Origin of the sequence: Microbulbifer zhoushanensis (assembly GCF_021729055.1) — a bacterium.
GTDB classification, from domain to species: Bacteria; Pseudomonadota; Gammaproteobacteria; order Pseudomonadales; family Cellvibrionaceae; genus Microbulbifer; species Microbulbifer zhoushanensis.
In genome coordinates this window covers 83,298-101,321 of sequence record NZ_JAJSAO010000006.1, presented here as the reverse complement: position 1 = coordinate 101,321, position 18,024 = coordinate 83,298, and the positions used below count along the sequence as shown (strand labels likewise).

At 61.4% G+C, this 18,024-nt stretch carries 14 protein-coding genes; 11 read left to right on the top strand and 3 right to left on the bottom strand.

All coding sequences use genetic code 11. The features are described 5' to 3' along the window. The first annotated feature begins 84 nt into the window (after positions 1–84). The 11 genes from hisS to LVD10_RS13450 all read left to right on the top strand — a co-directional run bounded on the left by hisS (position 85) and on the right by LVD10_RS13450 (position 11,952). Positions 85–1,347, top strand: a complete 1,263-nt coding sequence (gene hisS / locus LVD10_RS13500) for a histidine--tRNA ligase (protein ID WP_233005928.1) — start codon at positions 85–87, stop codon at positions 1,345–1,347. Between the two features lie 89 nt (positions 1,348–1,436). Continuing rightward, positions 1,437–2,174 carry a YfgM family protein gene (locus tag LVD10_RS13495; protein ID WP_233005927.1) on the top strand — a complete coding sequence of 246 codons (738 nt, stop codon included), beginning with the start codon at positions 1,437–1,439 and terminating at the stop codon, positions 2,172–2,174. Further along, complete coding sequence (gene bamB, locus LVD10_RS13490) at positions 2,171–3,334, top strand: outer membrane protein assembly factor BamB (protein ID WP_233005926.1); 1,164 nt, start codon at positions 2,171–2,173, stop codon at positions 3,332–3,334. The genes LVD10_RS13495 and bamB overlap by 4 nt, the downstream gene beginning before the upstream one ends. A gap of 135 nt (positions 3,335–3,469) precedes the next feature. Beyond that, positions 3,470–4,864, top strand: a complete 1,395-nt coding sequence (der, locus tag LVD10_RS13485) for a ribosome biogenesis GTPase Der (protein ID WP_233005925.1) — start codon at positions 3,470–3,472, stop codon at positions 4,862–4,864. Between the two features lie 89 nt (positions 4,865–4,953). Then, positions 4,954–6,417: an NAD-dependent succinate-semialdehyde dehydrogenase gene (locus LVD10_RS13480; protein WP_255774727.1), complete on the top strand. Its 1,464-nt coding sequence runs from the start codon at positions 4,954–4,956 to the stop codon at positions 6,415–6,417. Between the two features lie 80 nt (positions 6,418–6,497). Next, a complete protein-coding gene (gene tsaA / locus LVD10_RS13475) occupies positions 6,498–7,229 on the top strand; it encodes a tRNA (N6-threonylcarbamoyladenosine(37)-N6)-methyltransferase TrmO (RefSeq protein ID WP_255774739.1) in 732 nt (243 codons plus the stop codon). Between the two features lie 52 nt (positions 7,230–7,281). After that, the gene (locus tag LVD10_RS13470) at positions 7,282–9,390 is read left to right on the top strand and encodes a protein-disulfide reductase DsbD family protein (protein WP_237063962.1); all 2,109 of its coding nucleotides are present in this window, start codon (positions 7,282–7,284) and stop codon (positions 9,388–9,390) included. After that, entirely contained in the window at positions 9,387–10,013 is a 627-nt protein-coding gene (locus LVD10_RS13465) for a thioredoxin family protein (protein WP_233005922.1), read from the top strand. Before LVD10_RS13470 ends, LVD10_RS13465 begins: the two co-directional genes overlap by 4 nt. A gap of 25 nt (positions 10,014–10,038) precedes the next feature. Continuing rightward, a complete protein-coding gene (locus LVD10_RS13460; RefSeq protein WP_233005921.1) occupies positions 10,039–10,560 on the top strand; it encodes a protein disulfide oxidoreductase in 522 nt (173 codons plus the stop codon). Between the two features lie 205 nt (positions 10,561–10,765). Next, complete coding sequence (locus LVD10_RS13455) at positions 10,766–11,581, top strand: MBL fold metallo-hydrolase (protein ID WP_233005920.1); 816 nt, start codon at positions 10,766–10,768, stop codon at positions 11,579–11,581. Between the two features lie 107 nt (positions 11,582–11,688). Further along, complete coding sequence (locus LVD10_RS13450; RefSeq protein ID WP_233005919.1) at positions 11,689–11,952, top strand: hypothetical protein; 264 nt, start codon at positions 11,689–11,691, stop codon at positions 11,950–11,952. Between the two features lie 34 nt (positions 11,953–11,986). On the opposite strand, the gene nagX is transcribed toward LVD10_RS13450, so the two are convergent. From nagX to LVD10_RS13435, 3 genes are all read right to left on the bottom strand, one after another. Then, a complete protein-coding gene (gene nagX / locus LVD10_RS13445) occupies positions 11,987–13,084 on the bottom strand; it encodes a transmembrane glucosamine N-acetyltransferase NagX (RefSeq protein WP_233005918.1) in 1,098 nt (365 codons plus the stop codon). A gap of 123 nt (positions 13,085–13,207) precedes the next feature. Then, entirely contained in the window at positions 13,208–14,110 is a 903-nt protein-coding gene (locus tag LVD10_RS13440; RefSeq protein ID WP_233005917.1) for a glycoside hydrolase family 16 protein, read from the bottom strand. 275 nt (positions 14,111–14,385) lie between these two features. Next, positions 14,386–17,745 (bottom strand): chitinase C-terminal domain-containing protein, encoded by a 3,360-nt coding sequence (locus tag LVD10_RS13435; RefSeq protein ID WP_237063961.1) that lies wholly within the window; start codon positions 17,743–17,745, stop codon positions 14,386–14,388. Positions 17,746–18,024 lie beyond the last annotated feature (279 nt).

Here is an 18,024-nt window from a genome sequence, read left to right as displayed (position 1 = left end):
CCGGCAATTGGCCCGCGGGAACGGGCACGGTGCGCTCCCGCCGCCAGAAAAGACAAACCCGAGATAACCAGTTAAGGAATACCGTTGAAACAGCTTCGCGCAATTCGCGGCATGAACGACCTTTTGCCGGTGGATTCGCCCACCTGGCAGTACGTGGAATCAACCCTGAGTGAGCTGTTCGGCCGTTACGGCTACAGCGAAATCCGCACGCCATTGCTGGAAGTGACCCAGCTGTTCAGCCGCGCGGTGGGTGAGGCCACCGACATTGTCGAGAAGGAAATGTACACCTTTGACGACAAGAGCGGGGACAGCGTAACCCTGCGCCCGGAGGGCACCGCCGGCACCGTTCGCGCGGCAATCCAGAACAACCTGCTGACCACGCCCCAGCGCCTGTGGTATTTCGGCCCCATGTTCCGCTATGAGCGTCCGCAGAAGGGCCGCCTGCGGCAGTTCCACCAGTTTGGCGTGGAGGTGTTTGGCATCGAGGGACCGGATATCGATGCCGAGATCCTGATCATGACTGCGCGCCTGTGGCGCCAGCTGGGAGTCGCCGACCAGGTGACGCTGCAGCTGAATTCGCTGGGTAACAGCGATAGCCGTGCCGCCTATCGCGAGGCCCTGGTGGCCTACCTGGGCCGCCACCGCGACCAGCTCGATGAAGACAGCCTGCGCCGCCTGGAGCGCAATCCCCTGCGTATCCTGGACAGCAAGAACGCCCAGACGCAGGAACTGCTGGCAGGCGCGCCGTGTCTACTGGACTTCCTTGACGAGGAATCCGCGGCGCATTTTGACAGCCTGCGGGCCATGCTCGATGCTGCCGGCGTGACCTATGAGGTCAACCCGAAGCTGGTGCGGGGGCTGGACTACTACGGCAAGACCGTGTTCGAGTGGGTGACCGACAGCCTCGGGGCCCAGGGCACCGTCTGTGCCGGCGGCCGTTACGATGGGCTCGTGGAGCAGATGGGTGGCAAGCCCACCCCGGCGATTGGCTTTGGCCTGGGCGTCGAGCGCCTGGTGCTGTTGCTGCAGACGCTGGAGGCCCTGCCCGATGCCCTGGCGCAACAGGTGGATGCGTACCTGGTTGCGGTGGGTGATGTACAATCGGCCGCCCTGGCGGCGGCAGAGCAGGTGCGTGACAGCCTCCCGTGGTTGCGCCTGCAGACCCACTGCGGCGGTGGCAGCTTCAAGAGCCAGATGAAAAAGGCGGATCGCAGCAATGCGGATTTTGCCCTGATCATCGGTGAGGACGAGGCCGCGGCAGGGCAGGTGACGGTGAAGTTCCTGCGCGCCGAGGAGCCACAGCAGACGGTACCGGTTGCTGAACTGGCGTCCGTGCTGCAGGGCTGAGTGAACGAACCAGGCAGAATTTAGCAGGAAGGCCCCGGGGCCACTCCTGCAGGAAGACCCTAACAATCACAGGAAAGACGAGTTACCCGATGGCTGACCATATTACCGAAGAAGAACAAATAGAATCGCTGAAACGCTGGTGGGCAGAGAACGGCAAGGGCATTGTCACCGGCGTGGTGCTGGCCCTGGCGGGTTACTTCGGTTACCAGTTCTGGCAGAGCAATGAGCGCACCACTGCCGAGGAAGCTTCCAACCTCTACCAGAGCTTCCTGCAGGCTGCCACAGCCAATGACGGCAATCCGGACAACAAGCAGCTGACCACGGCCAGGAGCCTGGGTCGCCAGCTGCAGGACGAATTCGGCAACCGTATCTATGCCTCCCAGGCGGCACTGCACCTGGCTGCCATCGCGGCCCAGGGCAATGACCTGGAAGCGGCGGAAAAGCAGCTGCAGTGGGTCCTCGACAACACCCCGGACACTTCGCTGGAACTGGTCGCCAAGCGCCGCCTGGCAGCGGTCAAGGCTGCCCGTGGCACACCGGATGAGGCCATGAAGCTGCTGGAGGGCAAGGTGCCCGAGGCTTTCGCTGCACTCTATGCCGAGACCCGCGGTGACATCCTGCTCCAGCAGGGCGACGAAGCGGGTGCCAAAGCCGCCTATGAGTCGGCCCTGGCCCAGCTGTTGCCGGAGCAGGCGAGCAGCGCCCAGTTGCTACGCCTCAAGGCCGACAGCATTGGCGCCGCGGCCCCCGCGGAGACCGCGGAAGATGACGCAGCTGCACCGGAAGCGACTGACACCCAGCCGGCACAGGAGAGTGACGAGCAATGAGACACCTTTCCCGCGCACTGAACCGCGCAGCAGCGGTGGCGCTGGCCGCTACCCTGGCCGCCTGCGCCTCCAATGAAGAGAAAGAGGACACCGATCCGCTGGAACTCACCGAGATCAATGAAACGGTGGAGCTGCGCGAGGTCTGGTCCCGCAATATTGGCGATATCGACGTCAAGCGCTATGCAATGCTGAAGCCCGCCATCGGCGACGGCCGCATCGTTGCAGCCAGCAGTGACGGTGAAGTGAGCGCGTTCACCCGCGAGACGGGCGACCGCCTGTGGGAGGCCGACCTCGATGTCCCGCTGAGCGGCGGCGTGGGTGTGGGCCTGGGCCTGGCGGTGGTCTCCGACTACCGCGGCCGCGTTGTGGCCCTGAACCTCAATGACGGCTCGGCCCTCTGGGAGCGCCAGCTTTCCGGGGAAGTAGTGGCCGCGCCGGCGGTTGGCTCCGGTGCGGTGGTGCTGCAGACTGTGGATGGCAAACTGTATGGCCTCGATGCTGGCAGTGGTGATGAGATCTGGCAGCACAGTACCTCCCTGCCGGTGCTGACGTTGCGTGGCACCGCAGCCCCGGTCATCTCCGGCGGCCTGGTCTATGCCGGCCTGGACAACGGCAAGATGATCGCCCTGGATGCCCGTGACGGTATTCCCCGCTGGGAGCAGCGGGTAGCGATCCCGCAGGGCTCCGCGGAACTGGACCGGGTAGTGGACATCGATGGTTCGCCGCTGGTTCGCGGCGACCTGGTATTCGCCGCCAGTTACCAGGGGCGGGTTGTGGCCCTGTCGCGCCAGGACGGCCGCGGTCTCTGGGCGCGCGATGCCTCCACCCACCACAGCGTCGACGTCGGGGCGGGCAATGTATACTTGAGCGATGCCTCCGGCAGTGTCTACGCCTACAATGTGGGCAATGGGCAGATTGCCTGGGGCAATGACAAGCTGCTGCGACGCGAGCTGAGTGGACCAGCGTATTTCGGCGACACGGTGGTGGTCGGTGACCTGGAGGGCTACCTCCATGTGCTGGAACCCACCAGCGGTGAGCTGATCGGGCGCGAAGAAATTGACGGTGACGCCGTGCGCATCCCGTTGCTGGTGGATGGTGACCTCCTTTTCGCCCTCTCCGATGGCGGCGAGCTGGTGGCCCTGCGTCTCGAGCGCCGCTAATCGCCAGGGGAGTTCTGGCCGGGTCCGCCCGGTCTCTGCCCCGGGTTTTGAACACGCCTGCATGCGGGCGAACCGATCCTCGCCCGCGTCCCGCGGGCGTTTGCATTTTCATATCAGGCTGAAGCCGGAATCAGTATGCTGCCAGTAATTGCCCTGGTCGGGCGCCCCAATGTGGGCAAATCCACCCTTTTCAATCGGCTCACCAAGAGCCGCGATGCCCTGGTGGCGAACTACGCCGGCCTGACGCGCGATCGCAAGTACGGTGAGGCGGAGTTCGATGGCCACAAGATGATCCTGGTCGACACCGGCGGTATCAGCGGTGATGAGGAGGGCATCGATGCGGCAATGGCAGAGCAGTCCATGCAGGCCATCGAGGAAGCGGACTTCGTGCTGTTCCTGGTGGACTGCCGGGCCGGGCTGACACCCGCGGACGAAATGATTGCGGAACAGCTGCGTACGCGATCCAAGCCCACCCTGCTGGTGGCCAACAAGGTCGATGGCGTCAATCCGGATATCGCCCTGGCGCCGTTCTACGAGCTGGGGATCGGTGAGCTCTTCCCTACCACCGCCACCCATGGCCGCGGTGTGCGCAGCCTGATGGAGCGCGTGGTCGAGGGGCTGCCCGAGCAGGAAGCGCCGGAGGAGGAAGACGAGGCGAAGGGGATCAAGATTGCCATTGTGGGCCGCCCGAACGTGGGCAAGTCGACCCTGGTCAATCGCCTGCTGGGTGAGGACCGGGTGGTGGTCTACGACCAGCCCGGCACCACCCGAGACAGTGTTTATATCAATTACGAGCGTGACGACCGGCCCTACACCCTGATCGACACCGCAGGTATCCGCCGGCGCAAGAATATCCGCGAATCGGTGGAGAAGTTCTCGATCGTCAAGACCCTGCAGGCAGTGGAAGATGCCAACGTAGTGGTACTGGTGGTGGATGCCCGCGAGGGACTGGTGGACCAGGACCTGCACCTGATGGGCAGCGTGATCCAGGCCGGGCGGGCCTTGGTTGTGGCACTGAACAAGTGGGACGGGCTGGAACCGGAGCATCGCGACTTTATCAAGACGGAACTGGAGCGGCGCCTGCGTTTTGTGGACTTTGCCGACATCCATTTTATTTCTGCACTGCACGGCACTGGTGTGGGTCACCTCTACGAGTCCATCGAGGCCGCCTACCAGTCCGCCACGGACAAGCTGTCCACCAATCACCTGACACGAATCCTGCAGTGGGCTGTTAGTGAGCACCAACCCCCGCTGGTGCACGGCCATCGCATCAAGTTACGCTATGCCCACGCAGGCGGGCAGAACCCACCAGTGATCGTGATTCACGGCAACCAGACCGAGCATGTACCGTCACACTATGTGCGCTACCTTGAGAAGACTTTCCGCAAGGCACTGGACCTGCACGGTACTCCGGTCAAGATCGAGTTCCGCACCGGCGATAATCCCTACGCCGGCAAGAAGAACAAGCTGACCGATCGCCAGAAAGCCAAGAAGCGCCGCCTGATGAAGTTTGTGAAAAAGAAGAAATAGGCCATCGCAGGGTGGCCGCAATGCAGTTGAAATAACGCCCGCCGGCCGCAGGTTTAGATACGGATAGGGCAATCGATAAGGAGAACACCATGCTGGACCTGAAGAACCCCGCACTGTTGCGCAAGAAGTCCTTTGTGGGCGGCGAGTGGATCGATGCGGATTCCGGCTCGACCCTCGACGTCACCAACCCGGCCAACGGCGAGGTTGTCGCCAGCATCGCCGATTGCGGCGCCGCAGAAACCCGCCGGGCCATCGAGGCTGCCAGTGATGCCTGGCCCTCATGGCGCGATACCACGGTCAAGGAGCGGGCAAAGGTCCTGCGCCGCTGGTACGACCTGATTGTGGATAACGCGGACGACCTGGCAAAGATCCTCACCACCGAACAGGGCAAGCCCCTGGCTGAGGCCCGTACCGAAGTCATTTATGGAGCCAACTACCTGGAGTGGTTCTCCGAGGAGGCCAAGCGGATCTATGGCGACGTAATCGCGCCACCTGCCAACGACAAGCGAATCGTGGTGATCAAGCAATCAGTCGGTGTCACTGCTTCGGTCACCCCATGGAACTTCCCCAGCGCCATGATCGCCCGCAAGATGGCCCCGGCGCTGGCCGCGGGCTGCCCGTTTGTGGCCAAGCCCGCTTCGGAGACCCCCCTCTCTGCCCTCGCGCTGGCGGTGCTGGCGGAAGAGGCCGGGGTACCCGCGGGTGTATTCAACGTGGTAGTGGGCAAGAGCTCGCGGGAAATCGGCGCGGAGATGACGTCCAACCCGCTGGTGCGCAAGTTCACCTTCACCGGCTCCACGGCGGTAGGCAAGAAATTGCAGGCGCAGTGCGCCGAGACTATCAAGAAGACATCCATGGAGCTGGGCGGCAACGCGCCGTTTATCGTTTTTGACGACGCCGACCTGGATGCCGCGGTCAAGGGTGCGATCATCTGCAAGTACCGCAATGCCGGCCAGACCTGCGTCTGTGCCAACCGTATTTTCGTGCAGGAAGGCGTTTATGATGCCTTTGCGGAAAAATTTGCCGCCGCCGTGCAGGCCCTGAAAATGGGGGATGGAGCGGAAGAGGGCGTTGATGTCGGCCCGATGATCAATCCCAAGGCAGTCAAGGATGTCCAGGCGCTGGTGGAGGATGCCACTGCCAAGGGCGCCCAGGCGGTCGTCGAGGGCGGGCCCAGCGAAATGGGTGCCTGCTTCTATGCGCCCACCGTGCTTACGGGCGCCAATGACGAGATGAAGCTTTTCAAGGAGGAGATCTTCGGCCCGGTGGCACCACTGTTCAAGTTCTCCACCGAGGAGGAGGCCATCAAGCTTGCCAATGACACCGAGTTCGGCCTCGCCTCCTACTTCTACTCCCGCGACATCGGCCGCATCTGGCGTGTCAGTGAAGGGCTTGAATACGGCATGGTAGGCATCAATGAGGGGATTATCTCCAACGAGATGGCCCCCTTCGGTGGCGTCAAGGAGTCCGGCATGGGCCGCGAGGGCTCCAAGTACGGTATTGATGACTATATCGAGATCAAGTACCTGTGCATGGGCGGCATTGACCAGTAATCATCCAGGCATTCCCCTGTCCCTGTTCCGCGGGTGGATTCAATCCGTGCGGATAGGGCAGGGGAGCCGACGGTAGCCGACTGCAAGGGAATACCGCAATCGACGCGTCCATCCAGCTCAATCCCATCGCCACTGTCCACTCCTGTTTCGGCGAGAAATTCGGTGTGCCACGCCAGCCCCTGCTCGCTGATGCCAGCCGTGCGGCCATCGAGCTGTTGCCGCCCTTAAACACTCCCGATGCCGTGGCAGGGCTGGAGGATAATACCCATATCTGGGTGGTATTCCAGTTCCACCAGGCCGCCGGGCAATGGTCGACCAAGGTGCGCCCGCCGCGCCTGGGGGGCAACAAAAAACTCGGTGTACTCGCCACTCGCTCGCCGTTTCGCCCGAATAATATCGGCCTGTCGGTGGTGCGGCTGCTGGAAGTGCGTACCTCGCCGAAAGTGGAGTTGATCGTCGGCGGTGCCGACCTGGTGGACGGTACCCCGATACTGGATATCAAACCCTACATTCCCTATGCCGATGTACTGGTAGAGGCGCAGAGCGCCTTTGCCGGTGATGCCCCCGCTCCGGTGACGGTGGATATTCCCCGGGAGGTTCTCCAGGTAGCCAGTGATTACCGGGATTGCTGGGGTACCGACCTGCCACTGCTGATTCGGCAGGTGCTGGCGCAGGATCCCAAACCGGCTTACCAGAAACCGGAACCGGATCGCATCTACGGAATGAAATTGTGTGGCTTTGACCTGCGCTGGCGCTACTCGGGGGAAGGGAAGATTGAAGTGCTTGCCCTGGAGCCCGGTGGCGACAGCTGACTTGCAGCTCTTGGGCCAATCCATTTCAATGGGGTTGCCGTAGGTAAAACCCATGAAATCCGCGTTAAGCGGTCCGTCGATCGGGAGAGCGTCGCCCGTGCGATTCCTGCGCAGTATCGCAATAATTCTTGTATCGGTTGCCCTGTCAGCAATCGCTTCCCCCGCGTTCGCCCAGGATACCGCCAGTGGCGATCACGTACGCGTGCGCTGGCTGGCGCCCGATACCTTCGCCGCCGGTGAGACCACTACCATCGGTTTCTACTTTGAAGTGGACCCCGAGTGGCATGTCTACTGGCGCAATGCCGGGGACTCCGGCGCCGCACCGCGCTTCGATACCCGCTCCGAGCGTGCGACTCTCGGCCCGATCCAGTGGCCCTTCCCGGTCCGGCTCCCCATTGAACACCTCACCAACCTCGGCTATGCGGGTGATGTAGCCTATCTCTTTGAAGTGACGCCCGTCGCGGACGCTGGGCGTGTGGATCTCCGTGCGGACCTCGAATGGCTGGTGTGCAAAATCGATTGCATACCCGGTTTCGGTTCCATGACCCTGGACCGGCCGGTGGCCGAATACGCGCAATGGGACGAGCGGGACCTGGCCCTGCGCGACCAGTTCCTGGACCGGGTGCCCGCCAACGCCGCCCTTAGCCCCTGGCGCGCAGAACGACTGGCCGAGTTACCCGCGGGTGGGCTTCAGCTGACACTGCGCGATACCCGTGGCGGGGAGGCGCCGCCACCGGCTGTGTTCCCCCTGGACGGTGGTTTGTTGACCGCCCGGGCGCCTCAGGTGGAGGCCGATGGCAACCGGGTGCACTACCGCTTTGCCCGGGTTCCCGGTGCCCCGCTGCCGGAGGCGACCGGATTCGTGGTCGCGGACGGTAAGCGCGCCTGGCAGTTTAACCGTGTGCCGCTGGGGGCCGCGGTGCCCGCGGCCCCGCCACAGGCCCTGTGGCTGTTGGTGCTGGCGGCGTTTGCCGGCGGGGTAGTCCTGAACCTGATGCCGTGTGTTTTCCCGGTGCTGTCGATCAAGCTGTTTGGGCTGGTGAATGCCGGCGCCGGTGCGCCCCACCGGCTGCGCGAGGGACTGCTGTACAGTGCCGGCGTGATGGTGACATTCGCCGCCCTGGGGGCCCTGCTGCTGGCACTGCGCGCCGGAGGTGCGGCAATTGGCTGGGGCTTCCAGTTGCAGTCCCCGACGGTGGTACTGGGCCTGATCCTGCTGTTCTGGCTCATGGCGCTGTCATTCAGCGGCGTGCTTGAATTTGGTCACCGGCTGATGGACCTGGCCGGGAGTACCCGCGGCGGCTCCTTTGCCACCGGCGTGCTGGCGGTATTCGTCGCTGCGCCCTGCACCGGGCCCTTTATGGGAGCGGCGCTGGGCGCCGCGTCGGTGCTGCCAGCCGTGTCCGCCATGGCAATCTTCCTCGGCCTGGGCGCCGGGCTGGCGGCACCGTTCCTGCTGCTCTGTGCCAGTCCTGCGCTGTTGAGGTGCCTGCCGGGACCCGGCCCGTGGATGGACACGTTGCGACAGTTCCTGGCTTTTCCGCTCTACCTCACGGTGATCTGGCTGCTCTGGGTCCTGGGGCGGCTGCTGGGAGACAGCGGCTGGCTGATCGGCTCGCTGCTGCTGGTGGCGGTGGTTTTCGCCCTGTGGCTGGGGCGGCGTTTTACACTGTTCGGCCCGGGCACCGGACGGTTCGCCGGCTATGCAATATTTGCCGTGGCTACAATCATCGCCTTCGCGGCCCTGCGGGCCCCGCAGCACGCCACACCGGAACTCGCCGGGAGTGAATGGCAGCCCTATGATCGCGCAGCCATCGAGGAAGCGCGTGCCGACAACCGCCCGGTGTTTATCGACTATACCGCCGCCTGGTGTATTACCTGCCAGGTGAACAAGAAGCTGGTACTGGAGTCGGAAAGTGTCATGGAGCTGTTCCGCACCAATGGTGTGATGCTGGTGCGCGCCGACTGGACCAACCACGATCCGGAAATCACCGCGGCACTGGGTGAACTGGGCCGCAATTCGGTGCCGGTCTACGCCTGGTATACCCCCGGCGCAAGCGAGCCGGAGCTGTTACCACAGATTCTGCAGGAGCGCATGATCACGGCGCTCTTCAATAATGGTGAATCACTGACCCAAACCAAAGAGGACGACACACCATGAACGGTAAGCGCATTGGCGGTAAGACGTTTGGCAAGGCACTGTTGTCGATGTTCCTGGCGGCCCCGGCACTGGCCCTGGCAGTAGCCGTACCGGGCGAGAAAGCACCGGATTTTTCCGAAATGGATGCCAGTGGCACGAAGCATTCACTGGCGGATTACAAGGGTGAATGGCTGGTGATCGAGTGGTTCAACAAGGACTGCCCTTATGTCCGCAAGCACTATGGCAGTGGCAACATGCAGGCCCTGCAGAAAAAATATACCGGTGAGGAAATCAAGTGGCTTACGGTAATCTCGTCGGCAAGGGGCAAGCAGGGTTACCTGGAGCCCGCGGCGGCACTGGAGGTAGCGGAGAGCCACAACCTCAATGCCTCCGCCCCCTTCCTGCTGGACAGTGACGGCAGCATGGGCCGTGCCTACGGTGCCAAGACCACGCCGCATATGTTTATCATCAATCCCGAGGGCGAAGTGGTTTACGCCGGGGCCATTGACGACAACGATTCCGCAAACCCGGCCGTGATCCCGCAATCGAAGAATTTTGTGGCTGCAGCACTCGATGCATCGATGAAGGGAGAGGGGGTCGAGGTTGCTTCCTCCCGCGCCTACGGCTGCTCGGTGAAGTACTGAAGGGCTGGCCTTTGATAATTTTGGCGTGCAGCTTGTGAAGGGCGCTTTCACCCGGATTGTTACAGCCTTTCGCGGCCTGGCGGGGTTTGCACTGCTGGCGATACTTGCGGTGTCTGCAGTCGGCCTGTACCAGCAGCGCGATATTCCCCGGGAGCAGGCGCCGCCACTGGCGGGGCAATCCATTGGCGGGCAGGTACTGGACCTGCAGCAAATGGCTTCCGATGGCCCGGTGCTGGTGTATTTCTGGGCCACCTGGTGCGGCTATTGCCGTGTAGTGTCGCCGGCCATTGCCGACCTGGCCGGTGAACACCGGGTAATCACTGTGGCATTGCAGTCCGGCTCCGCGGAAACGGTCTCTCACTACCTGCGGGAGAATGACCTGCAGTTTCCCACCATCAATGACCCCTCTGGCACAATCAGCGCAGCGTGGGGGGTGCGCGTCACACCCACCATCGTGATTGTCGACAGCCGCGGCGAGGTGGCCTGGGTGACATCCGGCACTACCACCAAATGGGGCTTGCAGTGGCGCCTGGCGATGACTGACTAGGCAATGGACCTTGTGAACGTCATGTAACGTTTCGCGTCTCGCACCAGGAAATGTCAATGCGGTTAGCGGGATCGGCACTTCCGGGCATGTGTATTGGCGTCCAGAATGGAGGTCGTTGTGCTGGCCTGGCCCCTGATTCATTGGCCCTGTTGGGGCCATCTGGTGCCGGCCGGCAAAAAGACACAGAAGCAGGAAAGGGTGCCCGGTGTCCGTCAGAGAAAGTTTCCGCTATTGCGATCTCGATGCCATTCGCGTGGGGCGTTTCAACCTGGGGGTGAATACCACCTTTGTGGTGTACCGGCTGGGGGGCACGGTGATCGATACCGGCCCCAGTAACCAGTGGCGCCATGTACGGCCCTTTATCCGCCAGCGGCCGCTGGAGCAGCTACTGCTTACCCACCACCATGAGGATCACAGCGGCAATGCCGGTGCGATCCAGCAACTCACCGGCGTGCAGCCGCTGGCCCCGGCAGCAACGGTGGAAATCCTGCAGCGTGGTTTCCGTATCCCGCCAATCCAGAAACTATTCTGGGGCTCGGCGGGTCGGGTACAGGCTCGCCAGCTGCCGGACAATCTCTCCATCAACGGTGAGACGGTAGAAACGTTGTACACGCCGGGTCACGCCCGGGACATGGTCTGTTACCTGTTACCCGAGCGTGGCTGGCTCTTCAGTGCCGACCTCTATATTGCAAATTACCTGAAATTCTTGCGCAGCGACGAGCATATCCCTACTTTGCTGGCCAGTATTCACCATGTCCTGGCGCAGCAGTTCGATGTCATTCTCTGCCCGCATCGCGGCGTGGTGGAAAACGGCAGGCAGCGATTGCGGGAAAAATACCAGTACCTGCTTGACCTGGCCGCGGACGCGCAGCGTTTACAGGCAAAAGGTTTGGCGCTGGATGCCATTACCAGTGAGTTGCTGGGCGAGGAAAGCCTGGTGGGTATCATCAGCCGCTACAATTTCAGCAAGCGCAACCTGGTTGCCTCTGCGCTCGAGGTTGACCTGGACCTTTACCATTGACTGGCAGGTCCGGAAGTGTGAGCGAGCTCCCGTTCAATGGTTGAAATGCCTGTGTCCTCTGTGTTCATCTTGGCCTGTACTCACAAGCAAAAGTCAGGGAGAGGACGATGAAAATACTGGTATCAATGTTTCCAGTTGCCGTTACATCTGTATTGCTGCTGGGCTGCACCGGCACGGTGAAGCCCAGCAACCTGTACGCTTCGACAGAACAGTATCCCCAGAAGGAAAGTTCAGCCTGGTGTGCCGAGCACTACTCATCAGCATCGGTGGGTGCGAACCAGCGGCAGGGGAGGGCAAAGCACTGTGATCCGGAAGCGCGCCAGGCCTACCTGGAGGGACAACGGCAACGCCGCGAGAGACTGGCACCATAACTGCTGTACCACCACCTGTGCCGGGTCTCTCTTATTACGGGCTGATAAAGATGGCCCGTTTGTAGAGCCATCGCAGGACCAGCCACTGCAGCAGGATCACACCAGAGGCGATGACCAGAGTGCCCCATGCCTCTGGCAGCACTCTGGCAATACCACCAAGCAGACCCTCGCTGGTATACCCCCAGTTCACCAGGCTGGTGCCCAGGTAAACCAGGATTGCATTCATACCGATTACGGAAAAAAAGACCGTAAATGCGTGCCACCGTAAAACATCCACCAGCAGGTAAAAGATTGCCAGCAGTAGCAGGCTGCAGCCGACGGTGATGAACACGAAGGAGCCGGTCCAGAGTTCCTTGTTTACCGGGTATATCCAGTGCCAGAGATAGCCTGCCAGCAGCAGGGCAACACCTCCGATGACCAGCCCTTTCAGGATCTGGCGGTGATTACCGGCATGCTTTTTCAGCCAGCGCCCGGCGAAAACACCGGCGAGGGCATTGACCACTGCGGGAATCGTGGACAGCAGGCCCTCCGGGTCATAAGCGCGATTCTGGTAGGTAATGCCGGGCAGGCAGCACTGGTCAATCCATGCATTGATGGAACCTTCCGGGGTCATGGAACCAGAGGTGGCCTGGAGCAGCCAGTAACCCAGTAATATGGCCGCAGCCACAACGTACTGGGTCCGTGGTATACAGTGCCAGGCGATAATGGCGGCAAAAAACCAGGCAAAACCGATCCGGGCCAGCACGCTGGCATAGCGGATTTCTCCCGGATCGGCGGGAATGCCAGTGCCCCAGCCGTGGTTGTAGATAACGCCCAGTATTACCAGCACTAGCAGGCGCTTTAGCGCCTTGCGGTACAGCGGGCGGCGCTCATGCAGTGGAAGCCCTCGCAGGGACTTCCCGGCCAGGCCCAGCGTAACGCCGGACAGGAAGATAAACAGGGGAAAGATCAGGTCATAAAAGGTAAAGCCGTGCCACTGGGAGTGCTTCATCTGGGCATCACCAAAAGCGAACAGCGACCAGCCGGTGATGGCCAGCAGTGGCAGGAACAGGGCCTCGCCACCGATAATCCAGAACATGTCAAATCCGCGCAGGGCATCCACCGAGGCGAGGCGTTGTTTTTTGGTTGTCATGGGTACTGCTTCGAAAGTTACTTCATTTTTCTGTAGGAGCGGCCCATGGCCGCGAATATACCGGAAAATACCAGGTCGAATCTCGCCGCGATGCACTGACCCTACAGGGTGTGATAGAAATTTTTACAGTCCGCAGGGGGAATCCAGCTCCGGTGTCCATGGCGGTACGGTATCCCGGTAGGCGACCTGCTGTGAGCGCATCTCGCCCACTGCCTGTTCCACTTCTGCCGGGCTCAGGACCCGGTCGGCGATATGGTAGACCCAGTCCACGTCCTGCTGGTAAACCCGCCATTCGCTGGAATCGATCAGGCCTTCCTGGGTGAACCAGAGATTGAAATTGACCGACATGGGTTCTTCCGGGTACACGTGCTCGCTGTGCTCTGCGAATTGCCTGCCGTCGACAAAATAGCGTACGCGCTCATCTGCTACCTGCAACACCAGGGTATGCCAGCCGGCAAAGCTGCCCTGTTTTACCGTGTACTCATTGTCCTTGACGAAGGGATCCAGCTTGAAGGTCTCCCAGCTGGTGGCGAACAGGCCGTGGTCCTCCTCCCCCCAGCCACCGTTGGCCAGGTACTCGAAGTCCATTTCACTGTAGTCGGGGTCCATGGGGGCTTCGAGGGGGCTGATGGTGTAGAAAGTCTCGATAATCTGGTCTCCATCCGGCCCGCTGGTTGGCTCATCACGGAAGAAAACCCTGGCAGCGTAAGTACCCTCGCGGTATTTGCGCTGGTGGCAGAACTGGGTGTGCCGGGTATTCTCGCCGGTGCCATCGGTAAAGGAAGTCATGCGCAGTAATGTGTTGTCGGCGTTGTCGGGATCGGCAAAGAATGAGATTCCGTCGCCGGACCAGCGTGCGCCGTTCACACCCGGGTGACCGCGCTGGGTGCGGAAACGCCATCCGTTTTCGAGCAGGCTGTCTACAGTATCGTAACTAAAGTCGTCGAAAAGAATCCCGGGTTCCCGGGGAGGTTCCGGTGTACACGCAGTCAGCAGGGCTAGTAGTGGAAGATAACGCAGCTTCATCTTTATTTTCTTTCCTTCCATTCTGTTTATCGTTTTATCCAGCTTTCTACTGCGCGTCCCGCGCTCCAGGAACGAGCATCGATCAGCGCAATGAAAAAAGCCCCGGCTGGCCGGGGCAAAGATAGGAGATGAGTCCTATACAACAACCACAGAGAGAATATCAGTCGGCCATTGGGGAAGTTATGTCACAGTTCGCGTCCGCAATACGCCGGGCTCCCCTGTGACCGAACTTCCCACACGGCCCTTTATTGGGGCGGTGAGTCGCCCCCTGCCAATCAGTTCAGGTTACAGAGGTAAGTCCAGCTTCCGTCCGCCGTGCCGGGTTCGGAATTAGTCCACCAGTTTGCCTCGTAAACACTGTCGTTATGAATGATCCGGTCACCGCCATTGGCATGGTCACTGTCCGGCCAAACCGGGTAGGTCACCAGCCCGCTGGTGGCCACACCGGCATCGGCGCAGCTGTCACCGCCACTGCCGCCATCGTCACTACTGCCACCGCTACTGACAGTGCCCAGCGGCAGGTCCGGGTACTCGAAGGCCAGTGCGTAGGTAGTGCCGTTGACCGTCGCGGTGTACGCCTGGGGCCCGGATACCGGCAGGTAATAATTCAGGGTGAGCTCCCAGCTCTCACCATCGGCCAGGCTCTGCCAGCTGGGCAGCGAGAAACGCACACGGTGGAACTCGTTTTCCAGCCCGCCGACATTACCGCCGCCGGGGTTCGCGCCGTCCTCGATAACCTCCAGGCCGGCACCACTCTGGTCGGTGATGATGTTGGAGGTTGCCGTGGGCATATCGAACTCGAATACGGTGCCACCTGGAAGGGTTCCGCCCGTGTTGTTGGTGATCACCAGCTGTGGGTTCAGCGGGTAGTTCTGGTCACCCAGCTTGAAGCCGGTGACTTCCATACTGATATCCAGTGCTTCCGCAGGCAGCGGGCGATCGCTGCGCAGTTCCCGGTAGGGAGCCGCGTTGGCAAAGCGGTCGTAGGCGAGGGTGGTGAGGGTGTCGCCCATAAAGTACTCGCCAGTGGCCGCATCCCAGTCATAGTCACCAGCCAGCTCCCAGAACATTATGCCGCCGACACCCTGGTCGATCACATACTGCACCTTGGCTTCCATGGATTCCTCGTCCTCGGTGGAGAGGAATACATCCTTGGTGTCGTTCCACAGCCAGGGTGCCTCGGACACACTGTCATAATTGCGCACGTAGGTGCCCACCAGCGCGTCTGCCGGATTGTTGGCGGGATCCAGGCCGTAGTCGTCGAGGTAACTGCCCTGGATACCGTTTTCCAGGTTCCTGGCATGCCACATGGGGTTGGAGCCGGCGCCCATCTCGTTGCCGTTCTCGTCCAGGTCATGCCAGAGGTTATCGATACCCAGTGCACCGTAACCGCAATCGGCCGCACCACCGGTTCCCTCGGGACATTGCGTCTGGTCGGGCAGTGCCGCTGTGCCGCCCAGGCCATTGTTGCCACCGGTGACACCCTGCCAGCCACGGGTGTAGTAGGGGATACCGATATTGATCCGTCCCGGCGACATGGAGCCGCGGAAGTATTTCACCGCCCAGTCGATATTCAGGTAGCCGATCCCGCCATACTGCGAGGTACTGTATACACTGGCAGCGGCCAGTTCCGGGTCATTGCCGTTATCGAACAGCGCAGAATTGTGGCCCACGTACTCGTTCCAGGCCCCGTGCAGGTCATAGGTCATGATATTGACGTAATCCAGGTACTGGGTGATCGGCATGGTTTCCATACCGCGCAGCAGGTAGCCGGACGAGGGTGAGGCGATAGTTAGCAGGTAGTGGGTGTCATCCTGTTCTCCGGCGATATCCAGCTTCTGCCTGAGTACACGCATCAGCTCCACATAGGATTCCATCAGTGAGCCGCGCAGGGGGTTGGCCACGCCGAAATCCAGCGGGTTGCCGGCGTCGTTCATGGATGTGGGATACTCGTAATCGATATCCACGCCGTCGAAGCCATACTCGCGGATAAACTCCACCGCCGAGTTGGCAAAGGTCTCAATACCGGCGTGGTTGATGGTCCCGTCCGCATTGGTGGTCATGGTATAGAATCCACCGTTGTCGACCCGGTCGCCGAACTCATTGAAATAGCCACCGGTCTCGGCCCAGCCACCGACGGAGATCAGGGTTTTCACCTGCGGGTGCTGCTTCTTGAACTTGCTCAGCAGGTTGAAATGGCCCTGGTAGGCAAACTCCGGATCCATCTCAGCGCCCTCGACACCCGGCCAGGTCATGCCGGTCGCGGGATTGTCCGGGTTGGCTGTGTTGCCCACGGATACCTGGTTATTGTCATCGATGTGGGCGAACGCATAGTTGATATGGGTGATCTTGTCCCATGGGATATCGTCCACCAGGTAGCTGGGCTGGCCATTGGCGCCGTTTCGCCAGCTGGTGAAGTAGCCGATGATCCGGCGCGGGTGATCGGTACCCATGGCTTCGTGGCCGGTTGCGGTGTAAACATCGCAGTAGTCCGGTGCGGTGCCGGGAGTGGTGAATAGCCCATCGGGTCGGCAGGGATGGTCAGTAACCACCGGCTCGCCGTTGACGGTAATGGAGACCGGGGCGGAATCGGTCCACTGGCCGGCGCTGTCGTATGCCCGGGCATAGACCGACGCGGTGCCGGCAACTGCGGTCCATTCCACGGCGAAGGGAGCGCTGCTGTCCTCGCCCACTTCCTGGCCGGCGACAAAGAACTCCACCCGCGCAACATCGCCCTCGGCGTCACTGGCGGTAGCAGCCAGGCTAACTGTCACCCCTTCATCAAACGTACTGCCCGCGGCGGGCGAGTCCAGCGTGACGGTGGGCTTGTTGTCTGCGTCGGTTGCGCTGATGGTGACCGGCGCCGAGTCGCTGGACTGGCCATCATTATCGGTGGCGGTAGCCGTAATGGTGTGGCTGCCGGCAGTGGCGGTCCAGCTGGCGGAGAATGGGGCGCTGGTGTCGCTGCCGATGCTGTTGCCATCGACGAAGAACTCCACGGCACTGACGGAACCATCGCTGTCTGAGGCCGAGGCGGCAATGGTGACGCTGTCGCCGGTGGTAAAGCTGCTGCCATCCAGCGGCTCACTCAGGCTGACTGAGGGCGGTTGCGGGTCGCCGCTCTCGACTGTGATGACGACATCGTCGGTGAGAATGCCCTGCCCGGCATTGTCCTCGATGCGGGCGCTGAGTACCGGCGAGCCTGCCACCGCGGACCAGGTGGTGGAGTAGGGGGCGCTGGTATCCGATGCCACCAGGCTGCCATCCACATAGAACTCCACCACGACCACCTGTTGGTCATCGCTGGCATCCACGGAAATGATAACGCTGTCATTTTCGCTGAAGACAGAACCGGTCGTCGGCGAGGTTATCGAACCCACCGGCAGGGGATCGATGGTGCCGTCACAGGCCCCGAGCAGCGACCATTCCTGGTAGGCGTCAGAGAAGAGTTCGGGATCCTGGTTCCGGGTCCACCAGTTGGCCTCGTAGGCATTGCTGTTGTGCTGAACCTGGTCGCCACCCACGTAGGCAGTGGCGGCATCCCAGTCGGGGAGGCTGGAACAGTCCACGGCATGGGCGTGTCCCGCCCCGAGCATGGCTGCGGCGAGGGCGCCGAGCGCGATTGGCTTGTGCATGATTTTCACCTTGAGATCTTATTTTTATTACTTCTTCCAATGAATCACTGGCTGGTCGATGCTGCTGCCGCCGAATGACACCGCTGTCAAAATAACAATCGCAACCGCGAGTGGCAACGATGAATTGTCAGATAACTGCAATAGTCGCGGATTCTGCCGCCTTATGGATCTTAATGAGAGTTGGGTCACACCCGGGCGGACCAGATTAGGCGCGTTGGTCAATACAATGATCCATTGATGTGCAAGCTGGCCTGGGTAATTGGCCGGGCGCCCTGACCT